Below are 17,278 nucleotides of genomic sequence, written 5' to 3'. Positions count from 1 at the left end.
ATATAATCCACTTATTTTGTTGTATACAATAGATCGCCCATGGGCGGTCTATTGTGTTTTTAAGACAGGCCAAAGGGAAATTTCTCTCTTCCGTGGCCATAAGTGCAATTTTTCAAGGAGGTTGTGATGATATTGAGACATTCGCTGAATATCAGCTCTCGAATCATAAAGATCGTAACTATATTTCTATTTTTCAGTATATTTTTATCCATAACGACACGAAGCGATAGTGTGGTAAACAACGAACCTGCAAAAAAAATGTTAAATCTTCAGGAACAAGTCATTAAAGCCCTAACTGCAATGGGAAATACCCCCAAAGACGTACTTCGGTGGCAAGAAGAACACCCCAATTCGTCCCTCAGATTCTTGGAAGAAATGCCCCCTGAGGAACAGGATAAAGTAGCCAAGCTGGCCAGACACATAAAAAAAGCCAACCCAAAGCTGTCTTCAAAAACGGTGTGGAGAGAAGCCTGTGCTTTCGTTCACTATGGAAAAAAATATGGCATTTCGGAAGATCTGTTGGTGGCAGTTGCCAATACCGAAAGTCACTTTAACCCCAAGGCGGTGAGCAAAAAGGGGGCTGTGGGCGTGATGCAGGTCATGTGGGATATTCATGCAGGATTGTTGTCTGCCAACGGTATAACATCGAAAAACTTACTGCATGACCCGGAGTTTGGAATAGCTGCCGGAGCCCTGCTGTTATCCCGCTATATAAGAGCCTATGGCTCGGAACATAAGGCCCTTGACCGATATTACGGGAAAGCTTCTTCTAAATATAAAAGCGTAGTTAACAATCACCTAAGGACGCTTCAAGAGATCTTATAAACAAAATCATCCCCCGGAATTTACCGGGGGATGATTTTGTTTATATTTGATTATTGTGATGGTTAATATCTACTTAACCTTTATCTCTTTGGAGTTTTCCCAAAGCCCGTGAATATTACAATAAGACATCACCAAAAGCGTGCCAGATTTGTTGAGTTTAATTTTTGCCACCGCATAGGGCTCGCTATAGACCGGGCCTGTATTAGGGCCGTTTACGTGCTCACCGTGGGCGTTGAACTCGTATGTACCAATTTCAAAGGGAAATTTCTCGTCCTCTCCCTTAAAAAATAACTTTATCCATCTTATATGATGTTCTGTAGTATTGGGATGCGGTATCTCCTTGCCGACGCTAACTGTAACGGTAAAAGCTTCGCCCGAGGCCACCTCTTCGGGAGCTTCGATAACGGGAACGTGTTTTTCACCCTTCCAGTCGCCTGACTGTATTAATGTTTCAAATTTCATATCCAATCCCTCCTTCTATATGCGATAGTCTTTTAAAAACAATTTTATTTTAACATACTTTAAAAATTTGGCCATATCTCGTCCTCATTTCGCCCGCCTTTGACGTTGTATATCCTACCCCTCGCCCTATCCCAGGCATAAACGCCGGATCCACCTCTTGGCCTTCCAAGGGAATCGAGAAAGGTCATTTCATGGACAAGGGCGGTATCGACAGATATGTATCCGTATATTTTTCTTGCATAGGGAAGCCTCCCTAAGACCTTAGGGTTTGGCCACCCCCCAATAGGCGGCAAGGGTGCCCTCACTTTCAGCTTTTCAATTATATCAACGACTTCTATTGGAGCAGTCCTTATTCCGTATATTCTGGCTCCTCTGGATTCATAAAGCTGAACTAGTAAGCTCCTAGCAAGCCAGGCAGCTCCCTCATTATTTAATGACAGCAACGATCCTACTGCTACATAAAGAGCATCAAAGGCTGCCAGCGGTTTTGGAACCAGCTGTGGAATCCACAGCCCCCCTATCTCGTCCCATTTTGCCGGATTCCCCTGAGGATAAATCTCGTCTATTAACTTCAAAGCTAAAGCAGCCCTTTCCTCTTCCGTTACATCCTCCTCGAAAAGGCTACGCCACATGTCGTATTGTGACATATTCTTCGGAGCCTTTTCCAATAAATTTTTCTGCAGTATCAGACCTTGACCCTCACCACGTTCTTTTTCGCCGTAAATTACAAAAAGATCTTCTATTTCCTCAGCACCTGATATTTTTGTCAAGTATGAAGGATAGATAAGAGTTATAACAACCGCAATAAAAGTCAATTTTTTAATCAAATTAAATAAGTGACTTTTTTTCATAAAATGCCACCTCTTTTTCTTAATATTATTAAAATTATTTTAAGGAATTAAACCTTCTGTTATAAGCTATATATAGCCTGCAAAGTCCATCTAACACATCTTTAGGCAGGCCTTTCTGATTGAATCTGTTTTTTACCCTTTCTATATCATCTGTCGAGTAACCCCTTAAAATCGGCTTAAACCGGTGACGGTTGCCTTCATTCAAAGATCGGGATCCGACAATAGGTTTCACTCTACCGATATTAACCAAGACCGACTCGATCTTAACGCCCTTGGAGAGGGCTTCGGAAATTATTCTCCCCGACATCATCATGATTTCCTGAGCCACAGATGGAGAATCGGCTACAATCTTCAGTTTTCCCTTTAACAAACTAACAGGTCTTGACCTGCTCGACACTCTGCCTGCAAGTTCAGGCCATGCACTGCTTACTTTATAAAACTCCAGAAAATTCTTCAGGTTTACCGATGAAGCCTTATCAATGACCTCGGCTATGTGTTTTGGTTCTCTTATTTTCCTCCTCATGACGCTTTATTTTTACTCCTCATCTCCAAATACATCCACAAAATTTGAAGGTCGGAAGGCGTTACCCCCGATATTCTACCTGCCTGCCCCAAAGTGCCGGGCAGGATTTTTTTGAGTTTCTCCTTTCCCTCGGAAGAAAGGCCCTTAATTTCGTCGTAATTTAAATCCAAAGGTATGCGTAATTGCTCTATCCTTTGCAATTTAGAAGCAAGGCTGGTCTGTCTTTCTATGTAGCCAGAATACTTGACCTCGATCTCTATTCTGGATTTTATTTCTTCGTTTAAACTCTCTTCCAATGGAGCTATTTTATATAAAATATCGTAGTCAATTCCCGGCCTTTTGAGTAAATCGTAAGCGCTTACGGTTTCTTCTAACTTTGGTTGATTTAAGGAAGATAATAAAGTATTTACCTCGTAAGATGGATAAATCTTCGTACCCTTAAGGCGATCGATTTCCTCGTCCATGGACTTCCATTTCTTTAATAAGAGGCTCCATTTATCGTCGTCTATAAGCCCCAACCTTCTTCCTATAGGCGCAAGCCTCTTGTCAGCATTGTCGTGTCTCATCAGCAGTCTGTATTCACATCTGCTCGTGAGCATCCTGTAGGGCTCTTCCGTCCCTTTGGTCACGAGATCATCGATGAGTACGCCTATGTAGGCTTCCTCTCTGCCTAGTATTATGGGGTCTTCTTTTCGTAATTTCAGTACGGCATTAATGCCCGCCATCAATCCCTGGGCTGCCGCCTCCTCATAACCGGATGTGCCGTTTATTTGTCCTGCAAAGAAAAGCCCCTCTACCAATTTCGTCTCTAGCCAGGGATAAAGTTGTGTCGGAGGAAAATAATCGTATTCGATGGCGTATCCCGGTCTCAATATGTGCGCCCTCTCACATCCTGGAACGCTTCTTACCATTTCCACCTGCACATCATAGGGCAAGCTTGTGGAGAAGTTTTGCATATAAATTTCCTTCGAATGACGGCAGGTGGGCTCCAAAAATATGGGATGAGATTCCTTCTCAGGAAACCTCATGACCTTATCTTCAATAGAAGGACAGTATCTGGGCCCGGGACTATTTATCTCTCCCTTTGCCAGGGGAGAACGGGTAAGAGAGTACTTTATTATCTCATGCGTCTTCCCCGTCGACCTCGTTAAATAACAGGAATAGCCACTATAGATCCGCGGTATCCCCCAGTGGCTGAAACATAATGGTTCATCTGCAGAATCCTGTTTAGTTAAAGAAGTAAAATCTATACTATCAGCATGAAGTCTTGGTGTGGTATCAGTTCTCAATCTTCCCATTATGAAACCTATTCGTTTTAATGAGTTTGATAACTCTAAAGAGGCCATCTGGCCCAATGGCCCCGATGGAAAGCTGTGCGAACCTATAAATACCCTGCCATTCGTATAAGGACCCGTGGTTATTATCACACAGGGGGAATAATATTCCTCTCCCAACCATGTCTTTACTCCTCTAACCCTTCCCTTCTCCACCCAAAGGTCCGTTACCAGAGCTTGGTGGACATAAAGGTTAATTGTAGTCTCCAAGGTATTTCTCATGTATTTATGGTAATCCGACAAATCACACTGTACCCTAAGCGCCCTGACAGCAGGCCCTTTTGAAGTATTCAGCCATCTGATATGAATGGTAGAGGCATCGGCTGCCTTTGCCTGTTCTCCGCCCAAGGCGTCTATCTCTCTCGTAATATGCCCTTTGGCCGGACCGCCTATCGAGGGATTACAGGGCATCAATGCAATATTATCCAGATACAAATTGAGAAGGAGGGTTCGCGCCCCCATCCTCGCCGAAACTAAAGCGGCCTCACATCCGGCATGCCCTGCTCCCACCACTATAACATCGAAATTTCTTTCGTCCTTATATATCATCTATGCGGATAAACCTCCTCGACATATATGCCAAACCTTTGCCGGAAAATCCTCAATATAGCCTAACTGTTCATCGGCCGTGGCAGTTATGACTTGCCAGTTGCTCTCAACCAGCGCCTTTATCAACTGCTCTTTACCTTCCCAATCCAGCTCGGCCGTCACCTCGTCCAATAATATTATAGGACTTCTTTTCAGCTTATACTCGACGACCTTTGCTGATGCCATCATAAAAGCAACAGCAAGCTTTCTTCTCTGCCCTCTGCTTAAGGCCTGAAATGCAGGCCTTCCCTTTACCGTTATTCTCAAATCGTCTCTATGGGGTCCCACCAAGGAAACTTTTCGGGCAATTTCTTCTTTTTTAAAGAAGGCAAGGGATTCATAAAAAGCCTCTAAGGGATCTTCATAATAATCCTTGTTTCCCTCTTCGATGTCGACTTCAAAGTCGAACTCGACCAAATGGGACGATACCTCCTTAAGTCCCACCTTTAACAGGTCTACAATGCTTCTCCTGTAAGACCAAAGCCACGCAGCTACGGGTGCCATAGCTTTAATCACGGCATCGTCGTATCTGCCCGCCCGTAGAATATAATTTTTATGGCGCAGGAGCTTTCTGTAGTCATATAATCTCCTGGCATACAGCGGAACTATAGTAGCACAGAGGTGATTTAAGAAATTCCTTCTGATCGCAGGAGATCCTTCTATCAACCGAACGTCGTCACTCCAAAAGGATAGACAGGGAACATGAAGCCTTAACGTTGAAGCGCTGCATTGTTTTCCTGCAACCGATATTGTTCGTTTGTCCTGTATCGAAACCACTACGGATATGTTCTCTTCTCCGTCAAATTGCGAATAAAGCTTTGCCTGGCCGGGGCTATCCCAATTTACGAGATCCCTTAGCTTTCCCCGCTGAACCTGACCCCAACCGCAAAGCATGGACAAAGCCTCAAGCGTGTTAGTCTTTCCCGATGCATTAGGTCCTACGACGACATTTAAGCCTTTATGCCAGGATATTCGCACTGGTTTTAAATTTTTATAATTCAGCCAATAGGTCTGGCTAAACCACATCTGCCTCTTCTTCCCCGTCTAACAGCTCTTCGGGCAACACTACAGGCATTAGAATGTAAAGGAAATTATCGCTGCTTATTTTTTGCAACCTCATTTGCCCGTGAGGGCCATTAAAACTCATCCTTACCGATGAATCCCCTATGGCCTTTAATCCCTGCAATAAATAGGCGACGTTAAAACCCACTTTCAGAGGTTCTCCATCCACCTCGGCAGCCATTTCGACGAAGCCCTCTCCAACGTTTTTGGCAAAGGCAGATATTGACAAATTTCCGGCAGGCTTTAAATCCATTATTATAACTTTATTGAAATCTCTCACTATTACCTCTACTTTCTCAAGTGCATCAATCAACGCCTGACGATCGATCGTCATCCACGTAGTCCTGTCGGAGGATATAATTCTATCGTAAGGGGGAAAAAGAGATTCGACCCTTCTAATGGAAAGCTCTATATCATCGCCTCTGAAATAACATTGGGAGTCATCGTATAATATCTCTATAAGACTTTCTTCATCCAGTGTCGAAAGTATCCTCTCAAGCTCATTTATCCCTCTGATGGGTATTAGGATACTATCTTCCTCGGTCGATCCTTCCATCAGATCCGCTTCCGAAAGGGAGAGTCTTTTGCCATCGGTGGCAATTAGCTTGAGGGAGTTCCTTTTAAATTCAATTAATGCACTTGATAGGTATTGAGGAAATTCTTCATTAGTTGAACCCGTAAAAGAACCTTCCCTTATCGATCTGGATAGATCCTTTGATTTTATGCGGCAGACCAGCTTCGCCGATTCCGAAGAGGGTAGCTTTGGGAATTCCTCCGTAGGATAGGTTGTGAAGTTAAATTGGTTTTTCTCGTGTCTAATCGTTACTTTTGTGTTAGTGGCCTCTATAGTAAATCCGTGGGATAGCTTTTTTAATATCTCCCCTACTCCCTTTGTTGGAAATATGGATTCTCCTTCTTCCTCAATTGTGACATCGTGTATTAAACATTTTATGGATGTCTTGAGGTCCGTTGCCATCAAGATAACGTCGTTGTTATATGCCTTTACATATATGCCTGACAGGATAGCCGATGTCTTTGGTCCTCTGGAGGTCCTTTCTGTGATTTGCCAGCTTCTTATTAATTTTTGGTCATCAATTTTTATCCTCATTTTGCAATGGCCCTCCTATTTATTACTTTTATTTTAATAATATAAAAAATAGTAGTGACAGTAATAGGTGCGGTGGATATTGTGGATAACGTGGAACAAGGCCGATCTGCTTGAGTTTTCCACAGTGGATAGACGTGCGAAGAAGCTCGGAATCTATCCACAATATACGCATATCAGCTGGAATAAAAATTATATATGTGGATTTATGACAACTTATCCACTATTAGACCGCAAATTACTCAATAAGTTATCCACAATCTTTTTCATCTTCAAATCTTCCTTCATCATCTCCTCAATCTTCCTACAGGCATGAAGGACGGTCGTATGATCCTTCTTGTTGAAGGCTATACCAATCTGTTGTAAGCTGGACTCAGTCAATTCTCTGGATAAATACATGGCTACCTGTCTTGCCAAGGCAATATCGGCAGTTCTTTTTGAGCTTTTCAGGTCCTCAACGTCGAAGCCAAAGTAGGAAGCGACGGCATCCTGAATGAGATCGACCGATATAGGCCCCTGTTGTTGTATTTTTATTATGTCCTTCAGCCACTCCGTGGCATTTTCCACCGTTATCGGTTCCATGTTAAGTTGAGAGCACGCTATTATTCGGTTCAAAGCTCCTTCTAGCTCCCTTATGTTGCTGGGGATGTTTTGAGCCAGAAAATAGACGACGTCCTCGGGGATGTCATATCCTCTAAATTCCGCCTTCTTTTGAAGTATCGCTATTCTAGTTTCCAGATCGGGAGGTTGTATGTCCGTTACAAGTCCCCATTCAAATCGGGAGACCAGCCTCTGTTCTATACTCTGAATTTCCTTGGGAGGCCTGTCAGAACTTAAAACGATCTGTCTTTTTGCGTTGTGCAAGCTGTTGAAGGTGTGAAAAAACTCCTCCTGGGTGCTCTCTTTGTTGGCCAAAAACTGTATATCGTCTATCAAGAGGATATCCACATTCCGAAACTTGGCCTTGAATTCCTGTGTCTTGTTGTTTTGTATAGCCGATATCAGTTCATTAGTGAATTTTTCGGAACTGGCATAAACTACACGTGCGCCCGGCAGGTGTTCCAATACGTAATGACCTATGGCATGCATCAGGTGAGTTTTCCCAAGACCCACGCCTCCCCAGATGAATAAGGGATTGTAGGCTACTCCAGGAGATTCGGCCACGGCAAGGCTTGCGGCATGGGCTAATCTGTTGGATTTCCCTACTACGAAGGTATCGAAATAATAGTTAGGGTTGAGTCCGTCGGGATTCGGAGGTGGTGGTTGTTTTAAGGCATTTTCAGCTCTCTTTTGTTCTCCATCGCGCACCTCCGTTCCCACTACCAGCTCAACTTCCCTGGCAATACCCCTGTCGGCCACGAGATCTTTAAGCCCGCTCAAGAAGCGAGATTGAATTTGTTCCTTTACGAAAACGTTAGGAACATCGAGGACTAGTTTTCCTCTGTCAAGGGAAATGGGTAAACAGGTCTTAAGCCATATTTCAGTAGCCCCCTGAGGGAGTTTTTCACGAGCTATCGAAAGAATGTCTTTCCACGTATCGTTTAACTTGTCGTCCACAAAAAGGCCCCCCTTGGTTATCCACAGGTTATTCTAAATATTACCACATATTTTCCACAAAAGTTATCCACATATACACAAGTTATTGACCAAATATGTGGATAACTTTTTTCTTAATTGTGCGTTAACCACGGGATTTCGATTATTAAAACCAATTTAGTGAAATATATAATTTATAGTGAGTGAGCGCGATTATGTAGTTATCCACAGGTTATTCACCGACTGTGTATAAGTTTTTTTGCGAAGTTATCGAAACTTTACTGGCTAATTGATCACACCATAGTGAATAAATATGGGAATCCTTATATCCGGATGATGTATTTTTCCACATCGCCTACGTTGAAATCGCAAGGAGGAAGATAAACAAAGCATCTGGGCCAACCGTACCCGTAGCTTGCGGAAAAGATGGTCATACATCTGTTGTCGAAATTAAACTTATACCCTCTGTTAGGTACGTATTGGTGTCCCCTTATCAGGAGTTTCGCGCCTGTTAGCTTCAAAAAAGCTTCCAAATCTTCGGCGGTAAAGGGTTTTGTCCCTCCTCCGCGGGGCCAATAGCCTTCGTCCAGAGGGTCGTTCCACAAAATTTGCATCCCCAAAGGATCGGTGGCCCTTATTCCGGAAAGGTCGTCTATATTTGAGGGAATCGGTTTTGGGACGCCACCGTGTAAAGCGACAACGTCATCGAAAAGGGCAATTAAGGGCAGAGACTCGTACCAGGAGAGAATATCTTCGATTACCCCTTCGTAGCCTTTGGCTATTAATTCGCTGGCGAAGGAATAGCGTATATTCATATCCCAATCTTCGTGGTTGCCTCGAAGCAATATCACTCTTTCTCCGTTGTTTATTTGAAAGTTGATGATGTCTTCAAGTAAGCCCATACAATCTGGACCCCTGTCCACGTAATCCCCTAGAAATAGAAAAAGGGAATCTCTTTCGTCGCTTGTTATCTCTAAGATTTCTTTCAGGGAATCGCGCTCTCCGTGGAGATCACCTATAATTATCAAAGGGAAGTCTCTTCTTCTTTTGATCATATTTTCGTGACGGTCGGGACGTTTTATATTAAGCTCTATACTGCGTGATATGAGTTTTTTAAGACACATGCAAATCACCCCTTTCAAATATTGGAGGTGCAGTTTATTTTGATGAGGCCTTTGATTAATATAATAAGCCATACAGACCTCGACGGCGTAGTGGCCGCTGCCGTGGCCTGGCATGCCCTCTATCCGGATAACTCCCCCCTGCAGATTTATTTAATAGGATATGGGGATGTGGACAACGTTATCTTCGATTCGGTGAAGTCGGGAAGAAGCCTTGTCGTTTTGGATTTATTCTGCCAGAGGAGGGAGACGATCGATTTAATAGACAACTTTTTCGACGGAGGTTCGCCAATATGTTTTGATCACCACAAGACCACTCTGGAACGCTGGGGCAACAGGCCCTGGCTGAAGATAGATACATCGTGTTGTGCTGCCAAGGTTTACTATAATTGGCTCATGTCACTTGAACTTCCAAAAAACGTAGAGGAACGCCTCTTGCCGCTTTCTGACATAGTTGAAGTAGCAAACGACAGGGATCTTTGGCTGGGACAGATTCCCGAAAGCAGGCTTTGGCAGGCGTTGATCACGATGTGCGGACCCTGGAGCGTTTTAGGCAGGCTTATAGCCAATCCTTCCTCATCCCTCTCAGAAGGAGAGTACGAGGCGACCGTGACTTTCGTCAGGGATCAGGAAGAGCGGTTCGCAACGGCTCTAGAAAGGGTAAAACGTTTTGGAGACGATCTTGTGGCCGTAGGTCCCGAACTGTTGCAGTTTGGGGATGTCTCCGATTTTTGCGGCCTAATTTTGGATAGGAGCGAGGATCCCCCAAAAATGGTCGCCGTTGCGAATAAAAAGGTCACGGGCGAGTGGGCCGTTTCCCTTAGGAGCAGGACGGGATTGGCGGGAAAGATAACGGGGATGTTGCGCGATGGCAAAAAGATCCATGGAGGTGGTCACGGCGATGCAGCTGCCCTCTACTTCCCTTCCCATTATTCCCTTGAGCAGATTTGCGATTCCATTATCTCGGCGATCAAATTGATTTCAGAGCAGGAGACGCCCATTTCCATGACTCTGGGAGATATGCTTAAAAATAAGCTGAAGCAAAGCGAGGAGCGAAAGTGATTATGACAAATGAGAAAAGAAGGGCAGCTATAATACATTCGTCCATTGGGACGGGGCATAAGACGGCAGCAAATGCATTGTGTGAGTGGTTTTCGATGTTCGGTGTAGAGACGATATGCCTCGATGCTCTAGCTTACGTAAACCCGCTAATTCGAGGAATATATGCTCGCTCCTATCTGGAGATGGTTCGTAAGGCGCCGCAGATTTGGGGATATTTTTACGAATCCACCGATTCGCCCGAAGGATCTATAGGGCTACTGATTGGACTTCACGAACTGACCGTAAAGTTAAACGCGAGAAAATTGCTCAAAATTTTATACGATTTTTCCCCAGATGTGATAATATTCACCCATTTTTTTGCCGCCTCCGCCGTTGCTCAGGAATTCAGGGGGAGAATTCCCATTATTTCGGTGAATACGGACTTTTTGAGTCATATCTTTCACCGCGATAAGGATGTTTACGACGAGTGGTTTATAGCTTCGGAAGAGGCGAGGTTACAATACGAAGCAGACGGTATCGACATGAACAAAGTTCACGTTTCTGGAATTCCTGTGAGGCGCTGTTTTGCAGACCCTCCAACAAAGTCTACCGCTCGTGCCAAGTTGGGCCTGTCGCAGGAGTCCGAGGTATTTTTAGTTATGGGGGGCGGTATAGGAGTCGGCCCTCTGGAAGATGTTGTCGAATCTCTGTCTCGGATAGATGGAGCCACAGTCTTGACCCTCTGTGGTAACAATGACGACCTAAGAGAGGCAATGGAGGAGAGGTTCTACGACAACTTCAAGGTGAAGGTATTCGGTTTTGTCAAGGATATGGTGAACATATATGCTGCCTCTGACGCTATCGTGATGAAGCCGGGCGGTTTATCGACCTCCGAGGTGCTGTGCATGAAACGCCCGTTCTTTCTTTGTGGAGTCATCCCGGGGCAGGAACAAAGAAACTCCGATTATCTGCTCGATCGCGGTGCTGCAAAAGCCATATTTGAACCCCGGAGGACAGCCCATACTGTATTGTCCGTCCTCAGAAACGATGCGGAGAGAAAAAGGCTTACGGATATTGCGGGCGGCTTGGCCAGGCCAAGGGCAGGGGAATTCATAGTTAAAAAGGTTTTGGAGAATATTTAGTTTTTACTGCAGGAGGAGTGAGGTTAGTGTCCTTATATCTTAACAACGCTGCGACCAGTTGGCCGAAACCAAGGGCGGTGGCGGAGGAGATGTCGAATTTCATTCTGAATGCCGGCGCCAATCTTGGCAGGGGAAGCGCTTCCGACAGAGACGTGAGGACCCTCGGTTTGGTCGCCGATGCGCGTGCCAAAATTGCGGCCCTTTTTGACGGCCATTCGGATCGGGATCCCAGGTATGTAACCTTTACTTCCAACGTTACGGAAGCTCTAAACGTCGTCATAAAGGGATTTTTGAGGCCCGGCATGACCGTCTTAACCTCCTCCATGGAGCACAATGCCGTGATAAGGCCCCTCAGAAGCTTGGAGAGAAGGGGCGTAAAGGTCATCGTAATGAGGTGCGACCGAAATGGTTTCCTATCTCCCTCGTTTTTTGAAGAGGAGATAAAAAAACACAGACCAAATTTGATCGTCTTAAATCACGCAAGCAACGTCTGCGGAGCGATTCAGGATATCGAGGCCTTATGCGGGACATGTATTGATTACGGCCTTCCTGTGGTTATAGATGCCGCCCAAACCGCCGGTCATCTGCCTATATCGGTGTCCAAAAGGGGCATAGCTGCTTTATGTTTTACGGGGCATAAAGGGCTGCTGGGCCCCCAGGGCACGGGAGGGATTGTGTGGAGGCCCGACTTTGCCGAAGCGGTTTCTCCAGTTATAGAGGGGGGGACGGGAAGTTTCTCTCACGAAGAGGTTCAACCGGATAAACTACCCGATAAATTCGAGTCCGGCACCCTTAATTTGCCCGGAATAGCTGGGTTAAGCGCTGCTATCGATTGGATAGAAGCTCGTGGGATAAAAAATATCGCAGAAAAATCCAACCGCCTCGGCGAGAAACTTTTAGATGGGCTGCTGGGCATGCCCGAAGCCATCCTTTATGGGCCGAAGACTATGGCAGGCAGGCTTCCCGTATTCGCCTTTAACGTGAAGGGTTGGGATAACGCCGAGCTGGCGTTTAAGCTTAACGACAGGTGGAAAATTGAGACCCGTCCGGGGCTGCACTGTGCTCCGCTGGCCCACAGGACGCTCGGCACCTTCCCGGAAGGCGCCTTGAGGGTCTCGCCCGGCCCCTTCAACGAAGAGGAAGATATAGAGTTTTTTTTGAATGCTCTGTCGGAATTAGTTAAAGATAGCGGGGAATGACGATCTCTTCAATGGCTACGGCTACGCCATCTTCGTCGTTGGAGGCAGTTACGAAGGAGGCCTTGGATTTCACGTCCTCTCTGGCGTTTCCCATGGCGATCGACACTCCTGCCGCTTCGAACATCTCTACGTCGTTTTCGGAATCGCCTATGACGCATATTTCGTCTCTTTCTATGCCAAGGCGATCGGCCAGAAATTTTATAGCCCTTCCCTTGCTCGTCTCCGGATTCCCAAGATCGATATAAAGTGGTGATGAAATGGCCACGAAGAGGCGGTCGTTGAAATTCAGTTTTATCTCGTCTCTGATTTGCTCCGTCTGGTTTGGGTCGTTGGCAACGACGAGCAGCTTGGTCGGCTCTTTTTTTGGGTTGTATATCTCATCGCCCGCGACTTGGGGCGTTACACCCGAGTTTCTGGCATATATCAAGGCCTTTTGGTTCAATTCCTTGACGTAGAGCACATCGTCAATGTAGCTGTTTACGTGCCATTTCCTCTCCCTTAAAAAGGACATCACGTCCTTGGCCAAATTCAGCGGTATCGGCTTATGCAACAACAGCTCGCCAGCAGCGCTTTTTATCAAGGCGCCGTTATAAGATATTACCTGAGTATTGGGTCCGAATTGAAGGGCATATTTTCTTGCAGAGGGAAACATCCTCCCCGTTGCTATTACAAAAATAACCCCGCGGGAGATCAGTTCTTTAATGACCAGAGCCGTCCTTTCGGTAATGTTGTTTTGTGAAGTCAATAAAGATCCGTCCAGATCTATCGCGATCAGTTTTATTTTTTTTCTTACCGGATTTTTCATTCTTACCACTTCTTCTTTCCTTATCAGTGTGCTAAAAATTGCGGATCTGTCCTGCCCTTGGTAGTTTAGGACGTAAATAAAGCTATAGCAGCAAGGGCAAGGACTTCGCCCAAAACCTCCGTTGCCCCAAGGACGTCGCCGCTTATCCCCCCCAATCTGTATTGTGCCCAAAGGGACATAAGGACGCCTACGACCGTCGTCGCTAAAAAGGACAAGACCCACATCCAAGGTCCGAAGAAGAAGATTAACACAAAACAGACAAAAGCGTAAGCGGTTTCTTTGAGGGAAAAATTTTGAACGAAAGAAAAGGCCATACTGTTCTTCCAAGGACAATTGCCGATACAGGCAGCGCAACACATCGCCCATTTGCCCGATGCGCTCACTATCATTCCTATCGTTATCCATCGCCATGAAGGGAGGGCGAACAGGAGGGAAGTCCAGAGGCCAAAGGTCAAGACCAGGGCCATAACGCCATAGGGACCGCAGCGGCTGTCCTTCACGATCTCTCTCATTTCCTCACCGCTTTTACCGCTTGCCCAACCGTCGGCAATGTCGCTCAGACCGTCCAGGTGCAATCCCCAGCCCAAAAGGACGTATACTACTGCCGAGGCCCAGGCGGCACCGAGCGCAGCAAACCTCAAGCTGAGGAATGCCCCTATCCCTCCCCATATAGCGCCTAAGAATCCCCCCATTAGAGGAGATACGACGAGAATCATGGCATAGGGTGGTTCTTTTTCGGGCAAAAGGATTTTAGGCACGGGAATTCTGCTGAAAAAAGCAAATGAAGCCGCTATCAACTCCAATATGCGCAAGGCCAGCCCCCCTTTTGGAATTTGTGAATTACCTCTACATTATCTTGAAAAGATATTTTATATGCAAAATTTTTTTGCGGCCAGCATCGCTCGTCTTTTGTCAAATCACTGAAGTCAAAAGAGTGGTTTGCCTTTAAGCCACAGGGGCAATCCGGCCATGATCATGGCGACCCTTTCCGCTCGCGAGGCGACAATTTGATTGGCTCTGCCGTGGAGGTCCCGAAATCTTCGTCCCATTAACGAGAGGGGTGTAATTCCGCAACCTAACTCGTTGCTAACTATGACGAATACTTCCGGTCCTCTGACTCCACATAAATCCTCTACATTGGAGAGAAGCTCTCCTTCGGCCCTTTTCCACTCCCCTTCGGAGAGGTTTTCGATATCGTAATTGTCGAATATGAGTTCCGACAGCCACGTGGTGAGACAATCCATCAAAGCGGCCCCTTTGATCGCGTCGGCGAAATCTATGAGATCCTTGGGATTGCCCTCCCAGGTGCTCCATGAGGCAGGCCTTTCTCTTTTGTGAAAAAAGATGCGCCTCCTCATTTCTTCGTCACCCGGTTTTGCGGTGGCCAGAAAGGTGACGGGCCCTTCATATTTCTCCAATATAGCTTTAGCGAAGCTGCTCTTTCCGCTTCTCGCCCCTCCTAGGATAAATATCAGTCTCATTGAAGAGCACCCTTGATTAAGTTGTCGTATAGTTTCTCTATTTTGTCGGTCAACCTATCAAGGGAAAGGCCCAGATAAGTTGCATACCACAGGGCGCCTCCGGCGCCAACGCCCTCCTTTACGTAACCTCTTTCGTAATCCGAAAGCCCTTTGAAGGCTGAGCGGGATAGGTCGACGGGAACGACATGAATTTTGATTCCCAGGCTTTCAGCCAAATCGGCGAAGTTTGCCGTCTTGTCCGTGGCCACGTATTTCGTTGTGGCTATCTCGATTTCCCCATTGTACCCTTCATGCCTCAAGATGGCTGCTACGGCAAGCATTTGAGTTCCGCCTGCAAGGACAACGCGAGACCTGTTAAAGGATCCCATGGCAATCCCTGCTACCGCTGCCTGCATAGGATCTCCCAAAAGAGAGAGGGCATCTAGCCCTTTATGTCGAAGCGAACCTTCGCTTATGCCGTAGACCTCACAACATTTTTTCCAAATCTCTACTTTCAGGTTCGTCGGGTTTTTGGGGCTTGCCGAGGAGACCATGCCGTCGTAGCCCAGGGCCTTAAGAACGAGAAATGCGGAGGTGGTCCCTCCAGGTATGGATTCTCCTATGACCACAAGGGGCTCAATTGCCGATATGTTATGTCCCAAGGTTTTTGCCCAGGAATATATTCTCTTCGCTTCAATTACGGCAGGTCTTTCTAGGGGATTTGCGCCGGGCGTCGACGATATCTCTACATAGGGACAGGCGGGAGGGATGAAGCTTCCTGTCCTTACGACCATAACGGGAAATTGGGCCTCTTCGTAAGCTGCCCTTGTAAGTATTGCAGGTGTGGGATGTCCTTCAGGGTCGACCGGCAGGAAAGAGCTTGTGAGGCATTTTCCCCAATAGACGAGTTCTGCATCGGAAGGCACTGTGTACTTTATGGCTTCGACGTTTTCTCCTGCGGCAGAAAGGCTAGGTATTTTGCTCAATTCGGTGTTGGCAATGCAAAGCAAAAACATTCAGCGATCCCCCTTCGTATGTTATTCTGATGGTTCCTCTACAACTTCATCTATAGATAATATTGAGTTTTCGGACAAGGATATTGTGGTTGGGTTTTTCATAGGCTTTAAATTATTATCGTAAAAGATCTTGACCACGGGATAGGCTACTTTCCCTGGCTCTATCGACGTGACCAATCCAATCTCGCCGGAGTTTAGTTTGACCCAAGTGCCAATCGGATAGGGGGCTACTATATCTAGGAATTTTTCTACCACGAGGGGGTCGAACAACAAGCCGGCTTTTCCCTTTATGTAATAATAGGCTTGATGAGGGAGCATGGATTCTCGATAGGGCCTTTTCGATATCAAAGCATCGTAAACGTTCACTGGGGCTACTATGCGAGAATAGATGTGGATGTCCTCTCCTGCAAGGCCTCGGGGGTAACCCGAGCCGTCCCATTTTTCATGGTGCTGCAGGACGACGGCCCTGGCCGTGGGCCAAACTAACGGGCAATCCTGCAGCAATTCAAAACCTGTTTTGGGGTGTTGTCTTACTATATTTCTCTCTTCCTCCGTCAAAGGCCCTTCTTTGTTCAAGATTGACTTAGGAATTCCGACCTTCCCTATGTCGTGCAGGACCGCGCCCATGCCCAGATTATGAAGCTGGTTTTTGGTCATGTCCAGGCTCTTGCCGATCATGAGAGAGATGGTCATAACTTGGAGGCTATGTTGGAAGGTGTAGGAATCGGCGTTTTTAATGTCAATTAGGTGAACGATCAGGTCATTTTGTCTTGAAATGATTTCCACGATGCCTGAAACTATATCATTCAGAAGTTCCAGGTTCATCTGTGAGGAACGCCTGAGGCTGCTTTGAAGGGCTTGGTCAAAAGCTTTTTTGATGACGTATACTGCCTTTGCCGTATCCTCAGGCGCTATGAGGGGTTTAAGGTCTGTATCTATCCTATCGTCCTTGACGTAAAGAAAGGGAATGCCCCTTCTTTTTATGAGCTCTATCAGGCTATCATTGAGTGTTACATCACTATTAAGCAAGAGGATACCTACATCCGATATAATAGGACGCGCTACTATCATCCCCGGTTTCAGCTTTTCCGTGCTTATTAGCTTCATTGGGCTGAAGTCACCTCTACAAAATATCAATTTTTAAAACGGCGCACCCAAAAGGCCATTTCTGCCTCAAAGAGGACAGGAGCAGACGGTATCCTGCTGCT

17 protein-coding genes are annotated in these 17,278 nt (G+C 46.0%); 4 read left to right on the top strand and 13 right to left on the bottom strand.

What is annotated here, in order from left to right; translation table 11 throughout:
- The first annotated feature begins 126 nt into the window (after positions 1–126).
- The gene (locus tag BLU12_RS06005; protein WP_234945501.1) at positions 127–825 is read left to right on the top strand and encodes a lytic transglycosylase domain-containing protein; all 699 of its coding nucleotides are present in this window, start codon (positions 127–129) and stop codon (positions 823–825) included.
- A 69-nt stretch (positions 826–894) separates the two neighbouring features.
- Here the strand turns inward: BLU12_RS06005 and BLU12_RS06000 are convergent, their stop codons facing one another.
- The 8 genes from BLU12_RS06000 to BLU12_RS05965 all read right to left on the bottom strand — a co-directional run bounded on the left by BLU12_RS06000 (position 895) and on the right by BLU12_RS05965 (position 9,410).
- Complete coding sequence (locus BLU12_RS06000; protein ID WP_091461353.1) at positions 895–1,287, bottom strand: class II SORL domain-containing protein; 393 nt, start codon at positions 1,285–1,287, stop codon at positions 895–897.
- 59 nt (positions 1,288–1,346) lie between these two features.
- Positions 1,347–2,138, bottom strand: coding sequence for a cell division protein FtsL (locus BLU12_RS05995; protein WP_091461351.1), 792 nt, complete (start codon positions 2,136–2,138; stop codon positions 1,347–1,349).
- A 34-nt stretch (positions 2,139–2,172) separates the two neighbouring features.
- Entirely contained in the window at positions 2,173–2,661 is a 489-nt protein-coding gene (locus tag BLU12_RS05990; RefSeq protein ID WP_091461349.1) for a DciA family protein, read from the bottom strand.
- Positions 2,658–4,544 (bottom strand): tRNA uridine-5-carboxymethylaminomethyl(34) synthesis enzyme MnmG, encoded by a 1,887-nt coding sequence (gene mnmG / locus BLU12_RS05985; protein WP_091461347.1) that lies wholly within the window; start codon positions 4,542–4,544, stop codon positions 2,658–2,660. The genes BLU12_RS05990 and mnmG overlap by 4 nt, the downstream gene beginning before the upstream one ends.
- Positions 4,545–5,609, bottom strand: a complete 1,065-nt coding sequence (gene recF, locus BLU12_RS05980; protein WP_091461345.1) for a DNA replication/repair protein RecF — start codon at positions 5,607–5,609, stop codon at positions 4,545–4,547.
- The gene (gene dnaN / locus BLU12_RS05975; protein ID WP_091461343.1) at positions 5,599–6,753 is read right to left on the bottom strand and encodes a DNA polymerase III subunit beta; all 1,155 of its coding nucleotides are present in this window, start codon (positions 6,751–6,753) and stop codon (positions 5,599–5,601) included. Before dnaN ends, recF begins: the two co-directional genes overlap by 11 nt.
- Positions 6,754–6,966: 213 nt before the next feature.
- On the bottom strand, positions 6,967–8,307 hold the full coding sequence (gene dnaA, locus BLU12_RS05970; RefSeq protein ID WP_091461342.1) for a chromosomal replication initiator protein DnaA: 1,341 nt from the start codon (positions 8,305–8,307) through the stop codon (positions 6,967–6,969).
- A 302-nt stretch (positions 8,308–8,609) separates the two neighbouring features.
- A complete protein-coding gene (locus BLU12_RS05965; protein ID WP_234945500.1) occupies positions 8,610–9,410 on the bottom strand; it encodes a metallophosphoesterase family protein in 801 nt (266 codons plus the stop codon).
- Positions 9,411–9,452: 42 nt separating this feature from the next.
- Between BLU12_RS05965 and BLU12_RS05960 the strand changes: the two genes are divergently transcribed.
- The 3 genes from BLU12_RS05960 to BLU12_RS05950 are packed head-to-tail and all read left to right on the top strand — an operon-like array spanning position 9,453 to position 12,789.
- The gene (locus BLU12_RS05960; RefSeq protein ID WP_091461338.1) at positions 9,453–10,469 is read left to right on the top strand and encodes a phosphohydrolase; all 1,017 of its coding nucleotides are present in this window, start codon (positions 9,453–9,455) and stop codon (positions 10,467–10,469) included.
- 2 nt (positions 10,470–10,471) lie between these two features.
- Positions 10,472–11,590, top strand: coding sequence for an MGDG synthase family glycosyltransferase (locus BLU12_RS05955; protein ID WP_091461337.1), 1,119 nt, complete (start codon positions 10,472–10,474; stop codon positions 11,588–11,590).
- Between the two features lie 26 nt (positions 11,591–11,616).
- A complete protein-coding gene (locus BLU12_RS05950; RefSeq protein ID WP_091461335.1) occupies positions 11,617–12,789 on the top strand; it encodes an aminotransferase class V-fold PLP-dependent enzyme in 1,173 nt (390 codons plus the stop codon).
- Here the strand turns inward: BLU12_RS05950 and BLU12_RS05945 are convergent.
- From BLU12_RS05945 to BLU12_RS05925, 5 genes are all read right to left on the bottom strand, one after another.
- On the bottom strand, positions 12,770–13,594 hold the full coding sequence (locus tag BLU12_RS05945) for a Cof-type HAD-IIB family hydrolase (RefSeq protein WP_091461333.1): 825 nt from the start codon (positions 13,592–13,594) through the stop codon (positions 12,770–12,772). The two genes, BLU12_RS05950 and BLU12_RS05945, sit on opposite strands and share 20 nt — an antisense overlap.
- Positions 13,595–13,659: 65 nt before the next feature.
- Complete coding sequence (gene cobS / locus BLU12_RS05940; protein ID WP_234945499.1) at positions 13,660–14,406, bottom strand: adenosylcobinamide-GDP ribazoletransferase; 747 nt, start codon at positions 14,404–14,406, stop codon at positions 13,660–13,662.
- A 114-nt stretch (positions 14,407–14,520) separates the two neighbouring features.
- Positions 14,521–15,075, bottom strand: coding sequence for a bifunctional adenosylcobinamide kinase/adenosylcobinamide-phosphate guanylyltransferase (locus BLU12_RS05935; RefSeq protein WP_091461332.1), 555 nt, complete (start codon positions 15,073–15,075; stop codon positions 14,521–14,523).
- Positions 15,072–16,070, bottom strand: a complete 999-nt coding sequence (gene cobT, locus BLU12_RS05930) for a nicotinate mononucleotide-dependent phosphoribosyltransferase CobT (protein WP_091461330.1) — start codon at positions 16,068–16,070, stop codon at positions 15,072–15,074. Before cobT ends, BLU12_RS05935 begins: the two co-directional genes overlap by 4 nt.
- A gap of 21 nt (positions 16,071–16,091) precedes the next feature.
- On the bottom strand, positions 16,092–17,177 hold the full coding sequence (locus BLU12_RS05925) for an HD-GYP domain-containing protein (RefSeq protein ID WP_091461329.1): 1,086 nt from the start codon (positions 17,175–17,177) through the stop codon (positions 16,092–16,094).
- Positions 17,178–17,278 lie beyond the last annotated feature (101 nt).

This window comes from Acetomicrobium thermoterrenum DSM 13490, assembly GCF_900107215.1.
Taxonomy (GTDB): Bacteria; Synergistota; Synergistia; order Synergistales; family Acetomicrobiaceae; genus Acetomicrobium; species Acetomicrobium thermoterrenum.
The sequence above is the reverse complement of the archived record's forward strand: the minus strand, read 5'-3'. Positions and strand labels throughout refer to the sequence as shown.

Bases quoted from the DNA above. Each gene is read 5' to 3' on its own strand.
- BLU12_RS06000 (WP_091461353.1), bottom strand. From the start codon at position 1,287: ATGAAATTTGAAACATTAATACAGTCAGGCGACTGGAAGGGTGAAAAA.
- BLU12_RS05990 (WP_091461349.1), bottom strand. From the start codon at position 2,661: ATGAGGAGGAAAATAAGAGAACCAAAACACATAGCCGAGGTCATTGAT.
- BLU12_RS05945 (WP_091461333.1), bottom strand. From the start codon at position 13,594: ATGAAAAATCCGGTAAGAAAAAAAATAAAACTGATCGCGATAGATCTG.
- BLU12_RS05935 (WP_091461332.1), bottom strand. From the start codon at position 15,075: ATGAGACTGATATTTATCCTAGGAGGGGCGAGAAGCGGAAAGAGCAGC.
- BLU12_RS05965 (WP_234945500.1), bottom strand. From the start codon at position 9,410: ATGTGTCTTAAAAAACTCATATCACGCAGTATAGAGCTTAATATAAAA.
- mnmG (WP_091461347.1), bottom strand. From the start codon at position 4,544: ATGATATATAAGGACGAAAGAAATTTCGATGTTATAGTGGTGGGAGCA.
- dnaN (WP_091461343.1), bottom strand. From the start codon at position 6,753: ATGAGGATAAAAATTGATGACCAAAAATTAATAAGAAGCTGGCAAATC.
- cobT (WP_091461330.1), bottom strand. From the start codon at position 16,070: ATGTTTTTGCTTTGCATTGCCAACACCGAATTGAGCAAAATACCTAGC.
- BLU12_RS05995 (WP_091461351.1), bottom strand. From the start codon at position 2,138: ATGAAAAAAAGTCACTTATTTAATTTGATTAAAAAATTGACTTTTATT.
- BLU12_RS05955 (WP_091461337.1), top strand. From the start codon at position 10,472: ATGACAAATGAGAAAAGAAGGGCAGCTATAATACATTCGTCCATTGGG.
- BLU12_RS05925 (WP_091461329.1), bottom strand. From the start codon at position 17,177: ATGAAGCTAATAAGCACGGAAAAGCTGAAACCGGGGATGATAGTAGCG.
- recF (WP_091461345.1), bottom strand. From the start codon at position 5,609: ATGTGGTTTAGCCAGACCTATTGGCTGAATTATAAAAATTTAAAACCA.
- BLU12_RS05960 (WP_091461338.1), top strand. From the start codon at position 9,453: ATGAGGCCTTTGATTAATATAATAAGCCATACAGACCTCGACGGCGTA.
- BLU12_RS06005 (WP_234945501.1), top strand. From the start codon at position 127: ATGATATTGAGACATTCGCTGAATATCAGCTCTCGAATCATAAAGATC.